Origin of the sequence: Methylobacterium hispanicum (genome assembly GCF_022179285.1) — a bacterium.
Lineage (GTDB): Bacteria > Pseudomonadota > Alphaproteobacteria > Rhizobiales > Beijerinckiaceae > Methylobacterium > Methylobacterium hispanicum.
In genome coordinates, this window is the sequence record NZ_BPQO01000001.1 from 198,498 (window position 1) to 219,331 (window position 20,834).

Consider the following 20,834-nt stretch of genomic DNA (forward strand, 5'->3'; position numbering starts at 1 on the left):
TGAGACCGCATGACCGAATTCGACCTCGCCATCCGGGGCGGCACGCTGGTGACCGCCACCGACACGCTCCGCGCCGATCTCGGCATCCGCGACGGGCGCATCGCGGCCGTGGCCGAGCGGATCACCGACGCCGCCCGCACCCTCGACGCGTCGGGCCTCCTCGTGCTGCCCGGCGGCATCGACAGCCACGTCCACATCGCCCAGGCCTCGGGACCCGGGATTGTCATGGCGGACGACTTCGCCTCGGCGACGCGGGCCGCGGCCGCGGGCGGCAACACCTGCGTGATGCCCTTCGCGCTCCAGCCGCGCGGCGCGTCCCTGCGGGAGGCCACCCACGCCTACCGGGCGCTCGCGGAGGGGCAGTGCCACATCGACGTGGCGATCCACCTCATCGTCTCGGACCCGACGCCCGCCGTGCTCGGCCAGGAACTGCCCGCGCTGATCGCCGAGGGCTACACCTCGTTCAAGGTCTTCATGACCTACGACGACCTCGTCCTGAACGACCGCCAGATCCTCGACGTGTTCGACGTCGCCCGCCGCGAGGGCGCGCGCGTGATGGTCCATGCCGAGGGCTACGACACCATCCGGTACATGAGCGAGAAGCTGGAGCGCGCCGGCCAGACCGCGCCCTACGGCCACGCCCTGTCGCGGCCCGAACTGGTGGAGCGCGAGGCGGCGCACCGGGCGATCGCCCACGCGGAGCTGGTGGATCTCCCCATCGTCATCGTGCACGTCTCGGGCGAGCAGGCCATGGAGCAGATCGCCTGGGCCCGGGCACGGGGCCTGAAGATCCACGCCGAGACCTGCCCGCAATACCTCACGCTGACGGCCGAGGACCTGAAGGGCCGCGGCAACCCCGATCCGATGGCGGGCGCGAAATACGTCTGCTCGCCCCCGCCCCGCGACAGCGCGAGTCAGGCCGCGATCTGGCGCGGGCTGGAGACGGGTTTGTTCGAGATCGTCTCCTCGGACCATTGCCCGTTCCGCTACGACGACCCGAGCGGCAAGCTGAACCCGCGCGCGAAGGAGTCTTTCCGCTACGTGCCGAACGGCATCCCGGGCATCGAGACGCGTCTGCCGATCCTGTTCTCGGAAGGCGTCTCGACGGGCCGGATCTCCCTGAACCGCTTCGTGGACCTCACCGCCACGAATCACGCCAAGCTCTACGGCCTCTACCCGCGCAAGGGCTCCATCGGCGTTGGGTTCGACGCGGACCTGACGCTCTGGGACCCGAACCGCCGCGAGACGCTCACCCAGGCGAGGCTGCATCACGGCGCGGACTACACCCCCTGGGAGGGGTTCTCGGTGACGGGCTGGCCGGTGATGACCATCGCGCGGGGCGTGGTGGTGGCGGAGGACGGCCGGTTCACGGGCGCCCCGTATCGAGGGCGGGTGATCGACCGGACGGTGCAGTCCGCGCCACCACGGTGAGCCGAGGCGGCGACACCCCAACCGATCCGCCTCTCGGCCGGCGAACGCACGTTCGCGGTGCGGTACACCCAGGCGGTCCAGTCCGCGTGCATCGTCACCTCCCCGGCCCTGGGCTGGTTCACGGCACAGGTACGTCCTCCGTCAGGGAATCGATTGAGAGCAGGTAGCCGAGCAGCGCCTCTTGATCGCTGAGACTGTACCCCGCCGCCGCATCGACCCAGTAGGCATGCCCTTCCCCCGTTACGCGTGCCGTGCGCGCCGTGACGGAGGCGCGGTTGGCGGCCACGACCCGCCCGCGCAGGTCTCGGTCCACCAGGGCGCGCAGGCTGTTGCGCGGGTCAGGCGCGAGGCCACGGGCGAGGGTGCCGGGTACGCCGAGCTGCCCGGCGGGGTCGGGCCCGACCGCGACACCGCTGTCGTGCAGGTAGGGCGCCGACCACGTGAGGCCGACGAGATTTGGAACCTTGTAGCCACCTTCGGTTCCGGCATGCGCCCAGCCCAGCTGAACCTGGCGAAGCGCGTCTCCATCCAGGGGGATCGGCACGATCTTCGGGTCGGCTTGCAGCGGGAACGGGGTATCGGTCGCGAACATCGTGGGAGCGGAGAGACGCGCCTCCATCTTCGCCCCGGCGCGGGCCCGAGTCGGCTCGGTGCCGATCTCGCCTACGGGCACGATCCGATTGTTGGTGAGCGCAGGGCCGGAATGGCACCCAGCGCACCCGGCCCGCTCGAACACCGTGCGCCCGGCCGCAACCTCGACTTTCGGGGCGGTCGGCGGACGCAGCAGGTTTTGAAAGGCCGACATGGCGTTGTTGGCGAAGTTCGCCGGCTCCCCGGGTACGGAGGCGAACAGACCGTTGTCGGTCATGTAGTTCGTTGCCGGAAAGCTTGGCAGGACGGCGTACCGGTTGAGGCCCGGCGAGCCGGGCGTCGGGTCGAAGGCGGCCAGGATCGTGCTCGGCGTCCTGCCTCCCTTAGGATCGTAGCGCAGGGACGGATTGATCGCCCCCTGGAACAGGATGCCGAGGTAGAGATCCGGATCGAGCCCGAACAACCAGGGCGCCGCGGCGGCGAGCTGCGTCGTGTCGGAATTGGCCGCGTGCACGTTGTTGTTCAGCGACGACAGACCCTTGAAAGGCCCGACGGCTTCGCGCCCGCTCCAGCTGTAGGGCTCGCCGTAGGCGGAGAAGCTCGACGGGATGGAGGTCGGGTTCGTCACCCGGTCGGCGGAGGAGTCGAAGCTGCCCGGCGGCCAGCTCGCGACCTCGATCTTGGCCGCGGCCTCCAGCTTGTCGCGGTCCGGCAGCACCGCGGTGCCTCCGCCAGGGGTCGGTACCGTCCGCGCCGGATCGCCGGCGAGGGCCGCGAGATCGACGCTGCCATGCATGAAGTAGGCCGAGGCGTTGGCCGAGAGCGCGAGCAACAGGCCAGCGTTGAGGTCGGCGTTCGGCGCCCCCTCTACCACTTTGCCGGTGCGCGGATCGACCGCCGCGTGGCAGAGGGCACAGGTGATGCCGAGGCGCAGGTGACCGCGGTCGTAGAAGGTCTTCAGACCGATGATGCCGAGGCCGCCCGTCTCGACGTCCAGGCCGGTCGAGACGAGATCGCCCTTGCGCCATTGGCGCTCGCCGATCCGCACGTCCTGTGCGACACGGACCTGGAGATTGTTCGTGGCTTTCCCGCCGAGAAGGAGCACGGCGCGGGCGACCTCGTAGGGCGTCAGGGCGCCGTCGAGCATCCCCATGACGTCGGTGAGGAAGACCTCGTTCCCGAAGGTCTCGGTGTAGAAAGCCTCCCGACCGCGCGCGACGACGGCCTCGTCGATAGCGAAGGCGCCGGCTTCGGGCGCCAGCGTCCGGCGCCCCGCCTCGGTGGCCCGCAGGGCCTGCGCCTCCTCCGGACCGATGCGACGCCCGAGGAGATCGTAAGCCGTACGGATCGGGTAACGGTCGGGGTTCGCGAGGGCTTCGCGCGCGGGCATCGGCGCGTAGCTGAATCGGCCAAATTTCGCGACGGTGGCGACAAGAATGAGGACAGTGAAGGCGATCAGGATCAGATAACGGGAACGCATGCCGAGGTCGGATCTCCGGCCTGCAGCGGCCGCCGGACAACGGGCGTCGACGGCCACGGTTCGATGACAGATCCGCGAGGCAGCGGGCGTCGTGCAAAACCTCGTTTGGACAGATCGTCCGCTTCGGACGACGAAAGGAAATTGGCGCGACGGTTCGATTGGGCCGGAGGTACGTCTGCTCCCTGGCAAACGCGGAGCGTCCGCTCCCCACGCCAAACGGAAGTTCGCGGCCCCTTTGTCGAATGTCCGATCCGTGTGCGGGATCGGACCTCCATGATCGGGACCGGGTCAGGCGAAGTAGCCTGCGCTTACCTGCTCGGCCCGGATGCCGGAAAGATCGAGCACGCCTTCGCCCGAGAGCAGGAGGAGCGCGCCCCGTTCTACGCCGAGGAGACCGTGTAGGTTCGCCCGCCCAGCGCGATTCGGTCGCCCTCGGCCTGGTGAAGCCCAGGATCAGGTTGCTGCTCGACCCGGTGACGCTCGGCGTGGCGCTGGGCTTGTTCGTCGGCAAGCGGGCTCCGGGCTGGCCATCTTGGTGCTGGTCACCGCGCTCAAGCGGGTCGGACTCGCCCGGGAGGAAACGGAGGATTGAGCCGATGTCGATGAATGGGAAAGTGCCACCCGCCCGGGCTCGGGCGGCGGAATGGGAGGGGCGCCGGTGAGGGCGAGGGTACGGGCCTGGATCGAGTTCCTGGGCGACCAGTTCTGGCTGCGTCCGGCGCTCGTCGTGCTCGCCTGCATCGGCCTGGCCCAGGTCGCCGTGTGGCTGGAGACCGCGCAGATCGCCGGCCACGACCCGTCCTCCCCGAACGCGGACTGGGGCTGGACCGGGGGCGCCGAGGGGGCAAGGGCACTGCTCAGCGCCGTCGCTTCCTCCACCATCGGGGTGGCGGGCACCACCTTCTCGATCACCATCGCGGCGCTGACGCTGGCCTCGAACCAGATGGGGCCTCGGCTCCTGCGCAATTTCGTGCGCGACGCCCGCAACCAGCTCGTGCTCGGGGTCTTCCTCGGCACCTTCGCCTACGCGCTGATGGTGCTGCGCACGGTGCGCACCGTCGAGGAGGAGACCTTCGTCCCGCACCTCGCCATTTCGGGTGCCGTGCTGCTGGCGCTGGTCTGTATCGGGACGCTGGTCTGGTTCGTCCACCACGTCGCCACCAGCATCAACGTCGAGACCGTGGTCGACGCCGTCCACCGCGACCTCTGCGCGGCCGTCGAGGCGCGGACCCGCGACGGGGCCGACGTCCAGCCACCGACGGAAGCCCCGCGCGGCGCCCCGGTCGCGCCGGCGGACGGCGGCTATCTGCAGGCGGTCGACACGGATGGCCTCGCCGACTGGGCACACGAGCGGCGCGTCGTCCTCGCCCTGAGGGTTCGTCCGGGCGATTTCGTGCCACGGGGATTCCCGGTCGCCTTCCTCTCCGCGGGCGTCGAGGACGCCGCCGAGGCCGTCGGCCGCGCGCTCACCTTCGGGTGCCGGCCCGCCGCGCTGCAGGACCTCGAATACTCGGTGCGGCAGCTCGTCGAGATCGCGGTGCGGGCGCTCTCGCCCGGCATCAACGACCCGATGACGGCGGGCAGCGTACTGGACCACCTGGGCGACGCCCTGTGCCGGATCGCGCCGCGGCACCTGCCGACCGGAGCCGTTGCTCGCGAGGGCCACGTCGTGCTCGTGCATCCGGTGACGGACTATGACGGCCTGTGCGACGCGATGTTCCACATGATCCGCCAGAACGCCGCCGGCTCGGTCCACGTGCTCGCGCGGATGCTGGACGTCCTCACCCGCGCCGCGGAGGTCGAGCGACTGACCTCGCGCCTGTCCGAGCTCGGGCGCCATGCCGACCTCGTGCTCGCCGCCGCGCGGCGCGACGTCGCCGACCCGCGCGACCTCGCCGACCTGGAGGAGCGGCACACCCGCTTCGTTCGGGTGCGTGCGGGAGCGGCTCAAGCTGTCGGGTGAATCGATGCGGCATGCCCTGTCGACGAGGATCGTTGAACTCTTGGGGGCGGCCCGTCGGGATCGAGTGGCAGGCCTACAAGTGCACCGGGATGGCCGCCGCCACTGCGAGCGAGACGAAGGTCCGTCCATTGCCGCGATGGATCTCGGGACGGCCGGCGTCGGCGTCCTTAAGCCGTGAGATCATGCGGGGACGATTGGCTTGAGCGCTCTCCACCGAAGTGGATGCCGGTTCGGCGAAAGAGAGCGCGTCACAACAAGGACTTAGAGCCGTTCCCGATTGCAACGTGATGGGGAACGGCTCTAAGGAGAACCGCGGTCGCGGTCCCCACCGACGAAACCGCGACATGCCCGGTCGGGTCCGGATCATCGGCTTGGCCCATAGCGTCCCGCAAGGGCGCTTCGGCCATGTCGTCGTCGCTCGGCACGCCCGGCCCGGTCAGCGCCTGCTCGTCGCCGAGGAGGTGCTGGCCGGACGCGATCACGTACCGACCCGCGAACGCGCCGTGGCGGAACACCGCCTGCTCAGCAACCCTACCGATGCAATTTGTGGAAGAAATGTGGCGCCGCCCCCTTCCCAGCTGGGCCTGGAGAGGCCGCGGCCAAAGTCAAGATCGACCCGTCTCTCGCCAAGCGGCCGGCGAGCCCGATCCGACGAAACCCAGGTAAGCGTACCCACTGGCTGTTGAGAGCGAATCCAACGGGCTTGCCAATAGCTCGAACGAGCGAGGGCGCCGACTTACGCGTGCTAACTTTTGGGAGATTCTTGTTAGCACCGCGGATCATGGATCCTAGCCAAGTGCTTGATTTGTATGGCGCGCCTACGGGGAATCGAACCCCGGTCTGATCCGTGAGAGGGACCTGTCCTAACCGCTAGACGATAGGCGCTTTACTTGAGCAAGACTTGCTTACTACATACCTACCTTGGGACAGTCAACGATCGTAGCGGTCATTGGAACACCTGCAGGCCGGCAACCCTTGGTAGGCTGACCGTGCCCAACCCCTTGTACCTACATACTCGGTAGGGTCGAAGGGGCATGAAGCTGTCCTAGACCGCTGGGCGATGGGAGCTTCCCGCGGCGGCGTGGCGATCCTATAGCGACGCCTGAATGCGGGAGCAACCCCCGCGTGACGCTTTTTCGAGGCGGGCGGGAGAAACGGTGTGACGGGTGATCCGGTGGGGAATGCGGGCGGGACGGAGCGGCAGGGCGTGGTCGCCGCGGAGGCGCCGGTGCGGCTGGATCGGGCGCTGGCGCTCCTGTTCCCCGACCTCTCGCGCTCGCGGCTCCAGGATCTGGTGCGGGCGGGCCATGTGCGGCGGGACGGCGCGGCGGTGCGCGACCCGTCCCTGAAGGTCGCGGCCGGCGCGAGCCTCGCCGTCACGGTGCCGGAGGCCGCGCCCGCCGCGCCGCTGCCCGAGGCGCTCGGCCTCGTCGTGCCCTACGAGGACGACGACCTCGTCGTGATCGACAAGCCCGCCGGCCTGGTGGTGCATCCAGGCCCCGGCAACGAGACCGGCACGCTCGTGAACGCCCTGCTCGATCATTGCGGCGACAGCCTCTCGGGGATCGGCGGGGTGCGCCGGCCCGGCATCGTGCACCGGCTCGACAAGGACACGAGCGGCCTGATGGTCGTGGCCAAGAACGATGCCGCCCATCACGGCCTCGCCGCGCAGTTCGCCGACCACGGCCGCAGCGGGCCGCTGGAGCGCGCCTACCTGGCGCTGGCCTGGGGCGTGCCCGAGCCCGCGCGCGGCACCGTCACGGCCGAGCTCGCCCGCTCCCGGCACAATCGTGAGAAGATCGCGGTGGTGCGCCCTGGCGAAGGCCGCCACGCGGTGACGCACTACGCCGTCGAGGCGCGCCACGGCGCGGAGGTCGCCCGGGTGCGCTGCCGCCTGGAGACCGGGCGCACACACCAGATCCGGGTGCACCTCGCCCATATCGGGCACCCGCTCCTCGGCGACCCGGTCTATGGCGCAGCCTTCAAGACCAAGGCGGCGCGGCTGCCGGAGGCGGCCCAGGCCGCGCTCGCGGCGCTGCGGCGGCAGGCGCTGCACGCGGCGCTCCTCGGCTTCGCGCATCCGCGCACGGGCGAGCATCTGCGCTTCGAGAGCGCGGCCCCGCCCGACCTCGCGCGGCTGGCCGCGACGCTCGGGCTGTAACCGCCGCACGGGGACAGCGAAGGGGAAGGGCAAAGGGGGATGGCGCGCCCGAGTTGCCCGCCGGCAACGGTCAAGCCCGATCCGCGCGCAGGTGCGAAAGGACACCGATACCCGCGGCCAATCGTGCCAGTGTCAACCGACCGGGCCCTCGCGCGTTGATCACGACAACCGGTTCGCGGAACCGCTACCGGCCCGACGGCTCACGGAGTACAGATGGTGAGTCGCACGGCCGGCTCAAGGAGCGACCGTCCGCAACACGCGTCCGCCCGGGAGGGGGACCCTCAAGGAGAATGCCCATGGCCGGCGCTTTGCCCGTGCTCGCCAACGAAGGTGGCCTGTCGCGCTACCTCGACGAGATCCGCAAGTTCCCGATGCTGGAGCCGTCGGAGGAGTTCACCCTCGCCAAGAGCTGGCGCGACGGGGGTGACCGCGAGGCCGCGCACCGCCTCGTGACCTCGCACCTGCGTCTCGTCGCCAAGATCGCGATGGGCTACCGCGGCTACGGCCTGCCGATCGGCGAGGTGGTCTCGGAAGGCAATGTCGGCCTGATGCAGGCGGTCAAGCGCTTCGACCCCGACAAGGGTTTTCGCCTCGCCACCTACGCCATGTGGTGGATCAAGGCCGCGATCCAGGAATACATCCTGCGCTCGTGGTCGCTCGTGAAGATGGGCACCACCGCCAACCAGAAGAAGCTCTTCTTCAACCTGCGAAAGGCCAAGGGCCGGATCTCGGCGCTCGACGAGGGCGACCTCAAGCCGGATCAAGTCGCACAGATCGCGACCCGCCTCGGCGTGCCGGAGCAGGACGTGGTCGACATGAACCGGCGCCTGTCCGGCGACACCTCGCTCAACGCGCCGCTGCGCGAGGAGGGCGAGGGCGAGTGGCAGGACTGGCTCGTCGACAACAGCCCGAGCCAGGAGACCGTGCTGGTGCGCGAGCAGGAGGGGCAGAACCGCCTCTCGGCCCTGCGCGACGCCCTCGGCGTGCTCAACCCGCGCGAGCGCCGCATCTTCGAGGCGCGGCGGCTGGCCGACGACCCGATCACGCTGGAAGACCTCTCCGGCGAGTTCGGCGTCTCCCGCGAGCGCGTGCGGCAGATCGAGGTGCGGGCCTTCGAGAAGGTGCAGGAGGCGGTCAAGCGCAACCTCGCCACCCGCGAGGCCTCCCCGGGCCGTGAGGCGCGGGCCGAGGCCTGACGCCGCCGGAATCCCGACGCCGCGCGCCGGGATCGCCGCTCCGATGCCGCCCGTTTCGGAAGCGGGCGACGGAGGCCGGCGGCTCAGGCGGACGCGACCGCGCCGGCCCTCACCGCCACTGCTCGAACGCCCGCTGCATCACCTGCGCGCCCGTGTTGCCCTTCTCGAAGGTCACCACGGCGCGCTGACCGTTGGCGTAGCGCAGGCCGAGATCGAACCAGTTGCGATGGAGCAGGAAGTCGGTGTTCCGATCGACGTCGTTGCGCAGGGACGACAGCCCGATCAGGAACAGGTTCTCGCGCACCCGCACCGGCAGTCCCGAGAGGGGTGAGCCCCGGGCGCCCTCATCGTCCTTGGCCTGGAGCAGGCCGACATCCTGAACCGTCCGCTTCGACGCCTCCGGCCCCGACGGGCTGAAGGCGAGGCTCACGGTGTGCGAGGCCGGCAGGGTCGCGTCGAGATTGCGCTGGATCGTCAGCGTCAGGGTGAGGGCGTCCGGGATCGTGATCGTCGCGACGATCGCCGTCTGCAGGGGCTGACCCTGCTCGCCGCTCACGGATTCCAGCCGCCACAGGACGCGCCCCTGGCTCGTCACCGGCTGCGCGTCCGGTCCGCCGCCGCCCTCCTCCAGCAGCGTCGCGCGCTGCGCGACGGCGAGGTCGGGCTGGGCCGGCGCCTGACCCGCCCCTTGAGCGGGCGCGCGGCCCTCGGCGGGCGTCGCGCGCTCGGCCGGCGCCGGCTCGCCGCCGACCCGGTCCGCGAATTTCGCGTCGCCGCTCTCGGGCTGGCTGTCCGCGCCGCTCGGCGCGGCCGCCTGGAACTCGGTCGGACGATCGCGCAGCAGGTAGGCCGCGACCGCGATCGCACCGATCACGCAGGTGAGTACGACCCCCACGAAGGCGTTGCGCAGGAGCCGCGAGCGGTTGCGCGGCGCCACCACGTCGATGCGCGGGCGCTGGCGCCCGTTCGCGATCTCGGGCGTGGCCGCCGGCTCCGGGGCGGCGACCGGCTCCGGCTCGGATGGGGGCGGCGCCTCGCCGGGCGGCCGCGGGGCGGCGATGGCGATGGCCGGCTCCCGCGGCGGCTCCACCGGCGCCGGGACGAAGTGCGGCGGGGGCGCCGGCGGCAGGAAGGGCTCGGCCGGGTGCTCGGGCGGCGCGGCCTCGGCGAAGGCGGCCGGCCCCGGCACGGGCGGCGGCGGGGCCGGCGTCTGCACCGGCGGCGCCGGCGAAGGGACGGCCGGCGGCGGCTCCGGCACCTTGGCCGGACCCTGCGCCGGGGCGGGCGCGACCGCCGGCGCGGCGTCCGGATCGTTGGCGGCGGCCGGGATGTCGTAGGTCGCCTCCAGACGGGTGATCGCCGTGTCGAGCGCCCGGCGCTCGGTGTCGATGTCGTCCTCGCTCAGCGGCGGGTCGATCGAGCGGAGCTGGGCGACCAGCGCGTTGCGCGCCCGGTCGTAGACGGCCCGGCGCATCGCGGGCGTCCGGTCGGGCAGCGCGTCGAGGGCGCGCGCCAGCAGCGGGTAGTAATCGGCCATCGTCCCCGGTCCGGTCCCCTACGGGCTGACCTCTGGGCGCCACGCGCCCGAGGCTCGTGCTGCCTAGTCCTCGAAGGGGTTGTGCATCAGGATGGTGTCGTCGCGCTCCGGCGAGGTCGAGAGCAGGGCGACGGGCGCCCCGATCAGTTCCTCGATCCGGCGCACGTACTTGATCGCCTGCGCCGGCAGCTCCGCCCAGGAACGGGCGCCCGCCGTCGTCTCGGCCCAGCCCGGGAACTCCTCGTAGATCGGCTCGACCCGTCCTTGCGCCGCCTGGCTCGCCGGCAGGTGGTCGATGGTCTGGCCGTCGAGGCGGTAGCCGGTGCAGATCCGGATGGTCTCGAACCCGTCGAGGATGTCGAGCTTGGTCAGCGCGATGCCGTGGATCCCCGAGGTCCGCACGGTCTGGCGCACCAGCACCGCGTCGAACCAGCCGCAGCGGCGCTTGCGGCCGGTGTTGACGCCGAACTCGCGGCCCTTGGCGCCGATGGTCTCGCCGATCTCGTCGAACAGCTCGGTCGGGAACGGGCCCTCGCCCACGCGGGTGGTGTAGGCCTTGGCGATGCCGAGCACGTAGCCGATCGCGCCGGGCCCGAGGCCGGAGCCGGTGGCGGCCTGGGCGGCGACGATGTTGGAGGAGGTCACGAACGGGTAGGTGCCGTGGTCCACGTCGAGGAGCGCGCCCTGCGCGCCCTCGAACAGGATGCGCTTGCCGTGGCGGCGCTCCTCGTCGAGGAGCGACCAGACCGGCGCCACGTAGGGGAGGATGGTGGGCGCGATCGCCTTCAGCTCAGCCAGGAGCGCGCCCGCGTCGACCTCGTCGATCCCGAGGCCGCGACGAAGCGCGTTGTGGTGGGCGAGCAGGCGCTCGATCTTGGCGGGCAGCGTGTCGGGGTCGGCGAGGTCGACGACCCGGATGGCGCGCCGGCCGACCTTGTCCTCGTAGGCCGGGCCGATGCCGCGCTTGGTCGTGCCGATCTTGAGACCCACATTCGCGGTCTCGCGGAAATGGTCGAGCTCGCGGTGCAGCGGCAGGATCAGCGTGGCGTTGTCGGCGATGCGCAGCGTCTCGGGCGAGATCGCCACGCCTTGGCTTTGGATCCGCGCGATCTCGTCCACGAGATGCCAGGGATCGACCACGACGCCGTTGCCGATGACCGAGAGCTTGCCGCCGCGCACCACGCCGGAGGGCAGCAGCGCCAGCTTGTAGGTGACGCCGTCGATGACGAGGGTGTGGCCGGCATTGTGCCCGCCCTGGAAGCGCACCACGATGTCGGCCTGCTCGGAGAGCCAGTCGACGATCTTGCCCTTCCCCTCGTCGCCCCACTGGGCGCCTACGACGACGACGTTCGCCATGCGTGCCTTCGATCCGTGTGTTGTGCCAGCGGACGATAAGCCGGCTTGTGCGCGGGTAACCCGTTGCCGTGAGACCCTTTCCGCGATCCGGCCCGGGAAATCAAGCAAGCCGCCCCCAGGCAGCGGTGCATGGAGCGGTGCATGGCGGACGGGACGCTCCGCGCGACAGGCGCGCCGGGGGCGCCTAGAAGAGCCGGGAGACCGGCCCGAGCGGAGACCCGAGACGATGCGCACCGAGACGCCCCCGCTGATCCACCTCGCGGATTACCGGCCGAGCGACCACCTGATCGAGCGGGTCGATCTCGACGTGCGGCTCGACCCGCACCGCACCCGGATCACGGCGGTGCTGAGCCTGCGCCCGAACCCGGCGGGCGAGGCCGGGGCGCCGCTACGCCTCGACGGCGACGACCTGCGCCTCGTCGCGCTCGACCTCGACGGCGCGCCGCTGGCGCCGGGGAGCTTCACGGCCGGGCCGCAGGGGCTGGAGATCGCCGAGCCGCCGCAGCGCCCCTTCACGCTCACGATCGTCACCGAGGTGGATCCCACCGCCAACACGAAGCTGATGGGGCTCTACCGCTCCGGCGGGGTCTACTGCACCCAGTGCGAGGCGGACGGGTTCCGGCGCATCACCTACTTCCTCGACCGGCCGGACGTGCTCTCGGTCTACACCACCCGGATCGAGGCCGACGCCGCCGAGGCGCCGGTGCTGCTGGGCAACGGCGATCCCGTCGAGGGCGGCCCGGTCCCCGGCACCGACCGGCACTACGCCGTCTGGCACGACCCGCACCCGAAGCCCGCCTACCTGTTCGCCCTGGTGGGCGGGCGGCTGGACCCTGTCGAGACGACCTTCCGCACGCTGGAGGGGCGCGACGTCCGGGTCGCCGTCCATGTCGAGCCCGGCAAGGCGGAGCGGGCCGCCTACGCGCTCGACGCGGTGATCCGCTCGATGCGCTGGGACGAGGAGGCCTTCGGGCGCGCCTACGACCTCGCCGTGTTCAACGTCGTCGCCGTCTCGGATTTCAACATGGGCGCGATGGAGAACAAGGGCCTCAACATCTTCAACGACAAGTACGTGCTGGCCAGCCCCGAGACCGCCACCGACGCCGACTACGCGGCGATCGAGGCGATCATCGCGCACGAGTATTTCCACAACTGGTCGGGCAACCGCGTCACCTGCCGGGACTGGTTCCAGCTCTGCCTGAAGGAGGGCCTGACGGTCTTCCGCGACCAGGAATTCTCCTCCGACATGCGCTCGCGCGCGGTGCACCGCATCGCGGAGGTCCGCGCCCTGCGCGCCCGGCAGTTCCCCGAGGATGCAGGCCCGCTGCGCCACCCCGTGCGCCCGACCGCCTACGCGGAGATCAACAACTTCTACACGGCGACCGTCTACGAGAAGGGCGCCGAGATCGTCCGGATGCTCAAGACCCTGCTGGGCCCCGAGGCGTTCCGGGCCGGCATGGACCGCTACTATGCCGACAACGACGGGCGCGCCGCCACCGTCGAGGACTTCCTGAAGGCCTTCGAGGCGGAGAGCGGGCGGGACCTTTCGGCGTTCGCGCAGTGGTACGCCCGGCCCGGCACGCCGCAGCTCACGGCCTCGGGCCGCCACGACGCGACGGCGCGGACCTACGACCTGACCCTCGCCCAGAGCCTCGACGACGGCGAGCCCCTGGTGATCCCGGTGGCGCTCGGCCTCGTCGGCGCGGGCGGCGCCCTCGACGGCGCGACCTGCCCTGAGGTGCGGGACGGGGTCTACGTGCTGGCGGCGCGGGAGGCGACGCTCCGCTTCTCGGAGGTGCCGGAGCCGCCGGTGCCCTCGCTGCTGCGCGGCTTCTCGGCCCCGGTCCGGCTCCAGGCCGATCTCTCGGAGGGCGACCATCTGCGGCTGCTCGCCCACGACACCGACCCGTTCAACCGCTGGCAGGCCGCGCAGAGCGTCGCCCACGCCCTGATGCGCGGCGGCAGCGCCTCGGCCGCCTTCGCGGAGGCGCTCGGCCGGCTCCTCGACCGCGAGGGCGCGCGCGACCCCGCCTTCGCGGCCCTGGCGCTCGCGATCCCGAGCGAGGGCGAGGTCGCCAACGAGATGCGGGCGGAGGTCGATCCGGACGCGATCCACGCCGCGCGCAGCGCGCTCCGGCGCGAGCTCGGCCTCGCGCTCCGCCCGCGCCTCGACGCGCTCTGGGACGCGCTCGCCGAGGCACCTGGCGTCCCCTACAGCCCCGACGCCGCGGCGGCCGGCCGGCGGGCGCTCCGCAACGCCGCCCTCGACCTCGTGGCGGCCGGCGACCCGCAGACCGGCGCCGCCCGCGCCGCGGCGCACTTCGAGGCCGCCACCAACATGACCGACCGGCTGGCGGCGCTCGGCACGCTGGCGCTGATCCCCGGCGAGGCCCGGGAGGCCGCGTTCGCCGCCTTCGCCGAGCGCTACGCCGAGGAGCCGCTCGTCCTCGACAAGTGGTTCGCCGTCCAGGCGATGATCCCCGAGGACGGCACCCTCGCGCGCATCGCGCGCCTCACGGCGCACCCGGCCTTCGCGCTGACGAACCCGAACCGCGTCCGGGCCCTCATCGGCTCCTTCGCGTTCGGCAACCCGACCCAGTTCGCGCGGCCGGACGGGGCCGGCTTCGCCCTCGTCGCCGACACGGTCCGGGCGCTCGACAGCACGAATCCGCAGGTCGCCGCCAAGCTGCTCACGGCCTTCGGATCCTGGCGCCGCCTGAAAAAAACACGCGCCTGTAAGGCCGAGGAAATCCTCAAGCAGATCAAGACGATCCCGGGCCTGTCGCGGGACGTGGCCGACATCGCGGCGCGCAGTCTTGCGCCAATTAACCATTTGTAAACCAAACCGAAATAGCCGCCGGGGCGAATCCGCAACAGCCTCCCGCTGTCAAGCTGTAGCCTCAAAAATCCGTGGACAATCGCGGCGGCCCCAAGGCATATTGAATCCAGATTCGGGACGGCGCCGAGCGCCTCCCGACATCCCGATTTTCCCTAGGACGAGGTCCGGACATGCCGGAGGCGGCTTCCGCTTCCCTCTCCGCGCGTGCGGACACGATCTTGGGCGTCCACTGGCCGGCCCGTGCCAGGAGCGGGCGCCTCGCCCGGGTCGAGGCGGGGCTGCGCTACGCCATCCCCGCGCTGCTCTCGTGCTTCCTGGCCTGCCTCGTCGGCCTCACCGTCGTCCATGTCCGCGGCGAGCGCGACGAGATCGCGGCGGCCGCCGCCGCCGAGATCACGACGACGCTCCGGCTCGCCGCCGCGTTGCCGGGCGGCTCCATCGACCTCGCGGCGCTCGCGGCCGGTCAGGCCCGGACCGAGCGGCGCCTGCTTCTGATCGCCCCCGACGCGCGCATCCTCGCGGCCCAGCCGCCGCTGCCGGCCGGGCAGGACCGGCTCGTGCAGGTGCTCGGGGAGGCCGAGGCGCTGACGGTTCTCGGGCAGCGGGCCGGCGTCCTGACCCTGACGCCCCCGGGCGGCGAGCCGGTGCTCGCCGCGATGGGGCGGCTGCCGGACGGGCAGAGCCTCGCCGTGGTTCAGCCCCTGGCGCCCCTGCTGGCGGGCTGGCGCGAGCGCGCCCGCGACCAGACGGTGCTGGTCGGCGCCGCGATCCTCGTGATCCTCGGCGTCGCCGTGGCCTACGGGCTCCAGAGCCGCCGGGCGCAGACGGCCGACCGGGTCTGCGAGCAGATCCGCCAGCGCCTCGACATCGCCCTCGGCCGCGGCGGCTGCGGCCTCTGGGACTGGGACATCCCGCGCGGGCGGATCTACTGGTCGAACTCGATGTACGCGCTCCTCGGCTACCGGCGCGAGCACGAGTACCTCTCCTTCGGCACCGTGAACGCCCTGGTGCACCCGGACGATGGCGACCTCTACAGCCTCGCCCGCGGGCTGGCGGCCAACCAGACCTCGGTGGACCACGCCTTCCGGATGCGCGGCGCCGACGGCGCCTACGTCTGGCTGCGCACCCGCGCCGAGGTGGTGCCCGACCCCAACGACGGCGGCAGCCACCTCGTCGGCATCGCCATCGACGTGAGCGAGCAGCACCAGCTCGCCGAGACCAGCGCCACCGCCGACATGCGCCTGCGCGACGCGATCGAGGCGATCTCGGAAGCCTTCGTGCTCTGGGACACCGGCAACAAGCTGGTCCTGTGCAACTCGAAATTCCGCCACCTGCACGCCCTCAACCCGGAGGACGCGCAACCCGGCCGCCGCTACACCGAGGTGATGAGCCGGGGCATGCTCCCGCAGATCCGGCGCGAGATGCCGGAATCGGGGGCTGCCACCGCCCGCACCTTCGAGGCGGAGCTGACGGACGGGCGCTGGCTCCAGATCAGCGAGCGCCGCACCAAGGACGGCGGCTACGTCTCGGTCGGGACCGACATCACCAGCCTGAAGCGGCACCAGGAGCAGCTCGTCGCCTCGGAGCGCGAGCTGATCGAGACGGTCAAGGACCTCAAGCGCTCCCGCCGCACCCTCGAGGTCCAGACCCAGCAGCTCGCCGACCTCGCCGAGCGCTACCTCGACCAGAAGGCCACCGCCGAGACCGCGAGCCAGGCAAAATCCGATTTCCTCGCCAACATGAGCCACGAGCTGCGCACGCCGCTCAACGCCATCATCGGCTTCGCGGACGTGATGGCCAGCGGGGTGTTCGGTCCCCTCGGCTCGCCGCGCTACACCGAGTACTGCCGCGACATCGGCGAGAGCGGGCACTACCTGCTCTCGGTCATCGACGACATCCTCAACATGTCCCGCATCGAGGGGCATCGCGTCCGCCTCGCCCCGCGCGAGATCCCGGCGGAGCAGGCCGTGAATGCGGCGCTGAAGCTCGTCGCCGAGGCGGCGCGGGCGAAGTCGCTGCATGTCGGCCTCGACATCGCGCCCGACCTGACGGTGCTCGCCGACGCGCGCGCCCTGCACCAGATCCTGACCAACCTCCTGCAGAACGCCGTGAAGTTCACCGCCGCCGAGGGCCGCGTCGTGGTGCGCGCCCGCCGGGCCGGCGACCGCACCCACATCTTCGTGGAAGACACCGGCATCGGCATCCCGCGCACCGTCCTGCCCCGCCTCGGCCAGCCCTTCGTGCAGGTCGAGGCCAACATGACCCGCAGCCACAAGGGCTCGGGGCTGGGCCTCGCCATCGCGCGCTCGATGGCGGAGCTGCACGGCGGCTCCCTGCGGATCCGCTCCGAGGTCGACCAGGGCACGATCGTGCTGGTGCGACTGCCCGCCCCCACCCCGGAGCGCCTGGCCCAGGCCGCCGCGATGGCGGCGCCCGACGCGGGCGCGCAGGAGACGGTGGCCGCCCTGCGCGAGGCCTCGGGCGCGACGCGCCGCCGCGAGATGGCCCGCGCGGCGATCTGATTCAGCGCAGGTAGATCACGCTGTAGAGCGTGCGCCGCAGCTCCGCCTCCCAGAGCCAGATCCGGCCGTCCTCGCAGCGCTCGCGAATGCCGGGGCGCATGTGGGCGCAGTAGGCGCCCGTGTTGTCCTGCACGCGGTACTGGCAGCGCCCGCCGACCCGGCGGCGGGCCACCACGGTGCTCGAATGGTCGGCGGCGAGATCCGGGTCCTTCGGGTCGCGCGCCTCGAGGATGTACCAGCTGTAGCCGATCGTGGGCGCCCGGCCCCGGTCGAGGGCGTAGTCGAGCATCGCCAGCATCCGGTCGATCCGCGTCCGCGCCGGAAGCTTGCCGGTCTCGATCATCGCCATGAACTCGAGCTGGTTCGAGGCCACCCGGTAGGAGACCGGCAGCAGCGGCACCGGCGAGGGCCTGCGTCGGCAGAGTGCCGCGACCCGCGCCATCCAGGCCGCGTTGAGGGCGTCGGCCCGGCGGCTGCGCAGCCGCTCCACCGTCGCGCCGGTCGCCCGGAAGCACTGGTTCGGCGCCCGCACGTAGGCGCCGTAGCGCTGCGCCAGGAAGAAGCGGGCGTGGTGCGCGTAGCCCTCGTGCGAGGGCAGGTCGCGCTCGTCGCAGAGCCCGTCGAGATTGTAGAGCAGCGCCGCCGCGTCCTCCTCGCCGCCCTCCAGCTTGTCGAAGTAGGGCTCGTGGCGGGGGTTGCGGGTCGGGTCGATGTCGACCGCGTTGCGGCTCCAGGCGATGTCCTCGCGGAAGCGCGGATGCGCCCGGAGGTGCCGGGCGAGGCGCGGATCGGGCAGCGCGGCGAGGCGCTCGGGGTCGGCGAAGTAGAACTTGGTGGCGACGTCCAGCGGCGAGACCGCGCGCCCGACCCGCTGCGAGATCATGTCGGCGGTGGCATAGGCGAAGCAGATCGCGCTCTCCCCCTGCCCCACCGGGATGTCGGCGGGCCGCGGCGAGATCTGCACGCCCCCCGGCAGGGCGTGCGCGGCCGGCGGCATGGCGATCCGCACCGCCGGGCAGCCGGGGCTGCGGGCGTAGCGGGGTGCGGCCGGCAGCAGGTCCTCAGCGATGGCCGGGCCGGCGAGCGCGACCAGCATCGCGGCGAGCGCGCCGCGCCGCCGGATCCAGCATCCCCCGATCATTCCCGCCGCCCCCGCCGTCATCATCGAGGCCCGGCGGCCCCGGCACCCCTATAGCAAAGCCGTGCTCAGCGCGCCTCGCTTCCGCGCCAGGGCGGCGCCCGGTCGGTGGCCGAGAGGGTGTCGCGCGAGGCGGCGTCCGGGATCTCGGGGACCGGCTGGCCGGCGCGCCGGATCAGCCCGGCCAGCGCCTCGCGGGCGACGCGCTCGCGGGTCTCGGGCGGCAGCGCCGCGGCACCTGCCTGGATCGCGGCCGGGGCCGCGCCGGCCACCGCCGCCAGGACCGCGCCGCCGGAGGGCAGCGCGGGGGGGAGCGCATCCGGATCACCGCGCCTCAGGGCGAAGTAGGAGAGCACGCCGATCACCAGCATGGCGCGCAGCAGGAAGGACATGGGCTCGGCCCCGCGAAAATCCTGAGCAAGGTCGCGCGACCGTGGCGCGCGGGATCTGAAGCAGCCCTCAACGCGGCGCCCGAATCCTTCGACATGGTGAATATGGCTCCGTCCATCCGGCATGCGGCCGGTTACCTGCCGGAAAGCATCCCGGGCGATCGCGGAAGCCGGGCAACACTCGTTTAAGCGCCCCCTGCGACGGTCGGCCGGTCGTTCGAAGTCGAGCCGGGGACGCCGGGGCCGAGAGGTCCAGCGTTTTGCGTGTCAGTCTTGCGTATCAAAGATGTTCTGCCCTCGCTGATCGACGCGCGCCTCGCGGGTCTCGTGCACGATTCCGTGCAGGACGAGGCGGTGCGCCATCGCCACGAGCGCTTCCTGATCTCGCGGCTCGCAACCGGCGCCGTGATGATGGCGGCGCTGCCGCCCTACCTCGTCTGGCGCGGCGTGCCCTCGGTGATCGAGGGGCTCGCGGTGGCGAGCCTGCTCCTGCCGGTGCTGGCCGCCGTGATCCTCTCCCGCACCGGCCATCTCTGGATGGCGCACGCGATCTCCTCGGCGGGGCTGACCGGCCTCGTCGTCTGCCTCGCGGGCCTCACGGGCGGGGCGGGTTCGGCCGCCGCGGTCTGGCTGGTGGCGATCCCGCTGGAGGCCGCGATCTCGGGCTCGAAGCGCTCGGCGATCTCGGCCGCGGGGATCGCGGCGCTCGGCGCGCTGGTCGTGGCCTGCGCCGGGAGCTGGATGCCGGCCGGCCCCGTGCTCGACCTCTCGGTCTCCGTCGCCATGCCGGTCTTCGTGATCACGGCGATCGGCCACGTCGCGGCCCAGCTCGTCGGCCACCTGCGGCACGAGGGCCGGGTGCGCCGGCGCCTGCAGGACAACGAGGCGCGCGACCGCCTGCTGCTCTCGGCGATCGACGACCTCGTCACCTGGCACGACGTCAACGGCCGCGTCATCGAGGCCGGCGCCTCGGCCGCCCGCTTCCTCGGCGTCGAGGCCGGCGCCTTGCGCGCCCACGGCCTCCTGGAGCGGGTGCACGTGGCCGACCGCCCGGCCTTCCTGCAGGCGCTGAGCGACGTCGCGGCGACCGGCCGGCCCGCCACCGTGCCGTTCCGCCTCCACGTCGAGGCGACCGCCGACCGCACGGACGGCGCCCGCCTGATCCACGCCGAGATGCGCGCCCACCGGATCGCGCGCGGGGTGGAGGGCGCGGTCGCGGGCGGCGGAGTGGAATTCGGGGTCGTGGCCGTCACCCGCGACGTCACCGAGCACCGCCGGCACGCGGAGGAGCTGGAGCGCGCCCGCGCCGAGGCGGAGCGGGCCAACGAGATCAAGAGCCGGTTCCTGGCCAACGTCACGCACGAGCTGCGCACGCCGCTCAACGCCATCATCGGCTTCTCCGAGGTGCTGGGGGGCGCCGGGGCGGGCACGCTGGGGTCCGAGCAGGCGCGGGAATATGCCGGGATCATCGCGACGTCGGGCCGCCACCTCCTCGACGTGGTCAACTCGCTCCTCGACATGAGCCGGATCCAGAGCGGCAACTTCGACTACGCGCCGGAGCCGACCGACGTCGCCGACCTCGTGCGCAGCTGCTGCGACCTGATGCGGCTGCGCGCGGACGCCGCCGGGATCGCCCTGGTGCCGCCGGCCGCGGGCGGTCCCGTGGAGATCACGGCCGACCCGCGCGCCTGCCGCCAGATCCTGATCAACCTCCTGTCGAACGCCGTGAAGTTCACCGCCCGCGGCGGCCGGGTCGAGGTGGCGCTGCGGCGCACCGGCGCGGGACTCGAGATCGCCGTGTCGGATACCGGCGCTGGCATCCGCGAGGCCGACCTGCCCCGTCTCGGCACACCGTTCTTCCAGGGCGGCGGCAGCGACTACAAGCGGGCGCACGAGGGCACGGGCCTCGGCCTCTCGGTGGTGCAGGGCCTCGTCGGCCTGCACGGCGGCTCGATCGCCATCGAGAGCGCGCCGGAGATCGGCACGAGCGTCACCGTGACGCTGCCCCGCCTCTGTCGCCCGATCGATGCGCCAGCGGCGCCCGCCCCGGTCTCGACCTCGGTGCGGCGGCTCGTGCCCCGGGCCGCCGGCCCGGTGGTCCGTCTGCCCCTCGGCCTGTTCGAGCCGGCGACCACCGGGACCGAGTCCACCCGCCCCCTGAGACGCGCCGGCTGAGGGCGGATCCACGCGAGAAGCCCCGATCCCGGCAGGGATCGGGGCTACGCCATGAG

14 protein-coding genes and 1 tRNA gene are annotated in these 20,834 nt (G+C 72.1%); 8 read left to right on the top strand and 7 right to left on the bottom strand.

The window, feature by feature from the left end; all coding sequences use genetic code 11:
• The first annotated feature begins 9 nt into the window (after positions 1–9).
• Positions 10–1,431, top strand: a complete 1,422-nt coding sequence (hydA, locus tag MFF56_RS00925) for a dihydropyrimidinase (RefSeq protein WP_066926364.1) — start codon at positions 10–12, stop codon at positions 1,429–1,431.
• Positions 1,432–1,549: 118 nt separating this feature from the next.
• Here hydA and MFF56_RS00930 read toward each other — a convergent pair whose 3' ends face one another.
• Positions 1,550–3,502 (bottom strand): cytochrome C oxidase Cbb3, encoded by a 1,953-nt coding sequence (locus MFF56_RS00930; RefSeq protein ID WP_156453963.1) that lies wholly within the window; start codon positions 3,500–3,502, stop codon positions 1,550–1,552.
• A gap of 273 nt (positions 3,503–3,775) precedes the next feature.
• Between MFF56_RS00930 and MFF56_RS32040 the strand changes: the two genes are divergently transcribed.
• Positions 3,776–3,904, top strand: a complete 129-nt coding sequence (locus MFF56_RS32040) for a hypothetical protein (protein WP_280949103.1) — start codon at positions 3,776–3,778, stop codon at positions 3,902–3,904.
• Between the two features lie 256 nt (positions 3,905–4,160).
• Positions 4,161–5,465: a DUF2254 domain-containing protein gene (locus MFF56_RS00935; protein WP_238229314.1), complete on the top strand. Its 1,305-nt coding sequence runs from the start codon at positions 4,161–4,163 to the stop codon at positions 5,463–5,465.
• A gap of 248 nt (positions 5,466–5,713) precedes the next feature.
• Here the strand turns inward: MFF56_RS00935 and MFF56_RS00940 are convergent, their stop codons facing one another.
• Entirely contained in the window at positions 5,714–5,980 is a 267-nt protein-coding gene (locus MFF56_RS00940) for a hypothetical protein (protein ID WP_066921204.1), read from the bottom strand.
• Positions 5,981–6,275: 295 nt separating this feature from the next.
• Positions 6,276–6,350, bottom strand: a tRNA-Glu gene (locus tag MFF56_RS00945).
• Positions 6,351–6,624: 274 nt separating this feature from the next.
• Here MFF56_RS00945 and MFF56_RS00950 point away from each other — a divergent pair.
• Positions 6,625–7,626 carry an RluA family pseudouridine synthase gene (locus MFF56_RS00950; RefSeq protein ID WP_197430536.1) on the top strand — a complete coding sequence of 334 codons (1,002 nt, stop codon included), beginning with the start codon at positions 6,625–6,627 and terminating at the stop codon, positions 7,624–7,626.
• A 296-nt stretch (positions 7,627–7,922) separates the two neighbouring features.
• On the top strand, positions 7,923–8,822 hold the full coding sequence (gene rpoH, locus MFF56_RS00955; protein WP_066921201.1) for an RNA polymerase sigma factor RpoH: 900 nt from the start codon (positions 7,923–7,925) through the stop codon (positions 8,820–8,822).
• A 109-nt stretch (positions 8,823–8,931) separates the two neighbouring features.
• Here rpoH and MFF56_RS00960 read toward each other — a convergent pair whose 3' ends face one another.
• Together MFF56_RS00960 and MFF56_RS00965 are read right to left on the bottom strand one after the other, a co-directional pair.
• Positions 8,932–10,359 (bottom strand): histidine kinase, encoded by a 1,428-nt coding sequence (locus tag MFF56_RS00960; RefSeq protein WP_066921199.1) that lies wholly within the window; start codon positions 10,357–10,359, stop codon positions 8,932–8,934.
• A 63-nt stretch (positions 10,360–10,422) separates the two neighbouring features.
• Positions 10,423–11,715, bottom strand: a complete 1,293-nt coding sequence (locus MFF56_RS00965) for an adenylosuccinate synthase (protein ID WP_066921198.1) — start codon at positions 11,713–11,715, stop codon at positions 10,423–10,425.
• A 226-nt stretch (positions 11,716–11,941) separates the two neighbouring features.
• Here MFF56_RS00965 and pepN point away from each other — a divergent pair, with 226 nt between their 5' ends.
• Positions 11,942–14,554 carry an aminopeptidase N gene (gene pepN, locus MFF56_RS00970; RefSeq protein WP_238229315.1) on the top strand — a complete coding sequence of 871 codons (2,613 nt, stop codon included), beginning with the start codon at positions 11,942–11,944 and terminating at the stop codon, positions 14,552–14,554.
• A 170-nt stretch (positions 14,555–14,724) separates the two neighbouring features.
• Entirely contained in the window at positions 14,725–17,076 is a 2,352-nt protein-coding gene (locus MFF56_RS00975) for a PAS domain-containing sensor histidine kinase (RefSeq protein ID WP_066918121.1), read from the top strand.
• 1 nt (position 17,077) lies between these two features.
• Here the strand turns inward: MFF56_RS00975 and MFF56_RS00980 are convergent, their stop codons facing one another.
• Complete coding sequence (locus tag MFF56_RS00980; protein WP_238229316.1) at positions 17,078–18,217, bottom strand: hypothetical protein; 1,140 nt, start codon at positions 18,215–18,217, stop codon at positions 17,078–17,080.
• Positions 18,218–18,282: 65 nt separating this feature from the next.
• On the bottom strand, positions 18,283–18,606 hold the full coding sequence (locus MFF56_RS00985; protein WP_066918741.1) for a hypothetical protein: 324 nt from the start codon (positions 18,604–18,606) through the stop codon (positions 18,283–18,285).
• 261 nt (positions 18,607–18,867) lie between these two features.
• Here MFF56_RS00985 and MFF56_RS00990 point away from each other — a divergent pair, with 261 nt between their 5' ends.
• Positions 18,868–20,778, top strand: coding sequence for a PAS domain-containing sensor histidine kinase (locus tag MFF56_RS00990; RefSeq protein WP_238229317.1), 1,911 nt, complete (start codon positions 18,868–18,870; stop codon positions 20,776–20,778).
• Positions 20,779–20,834: the final 56 nt, after the last annotated feature.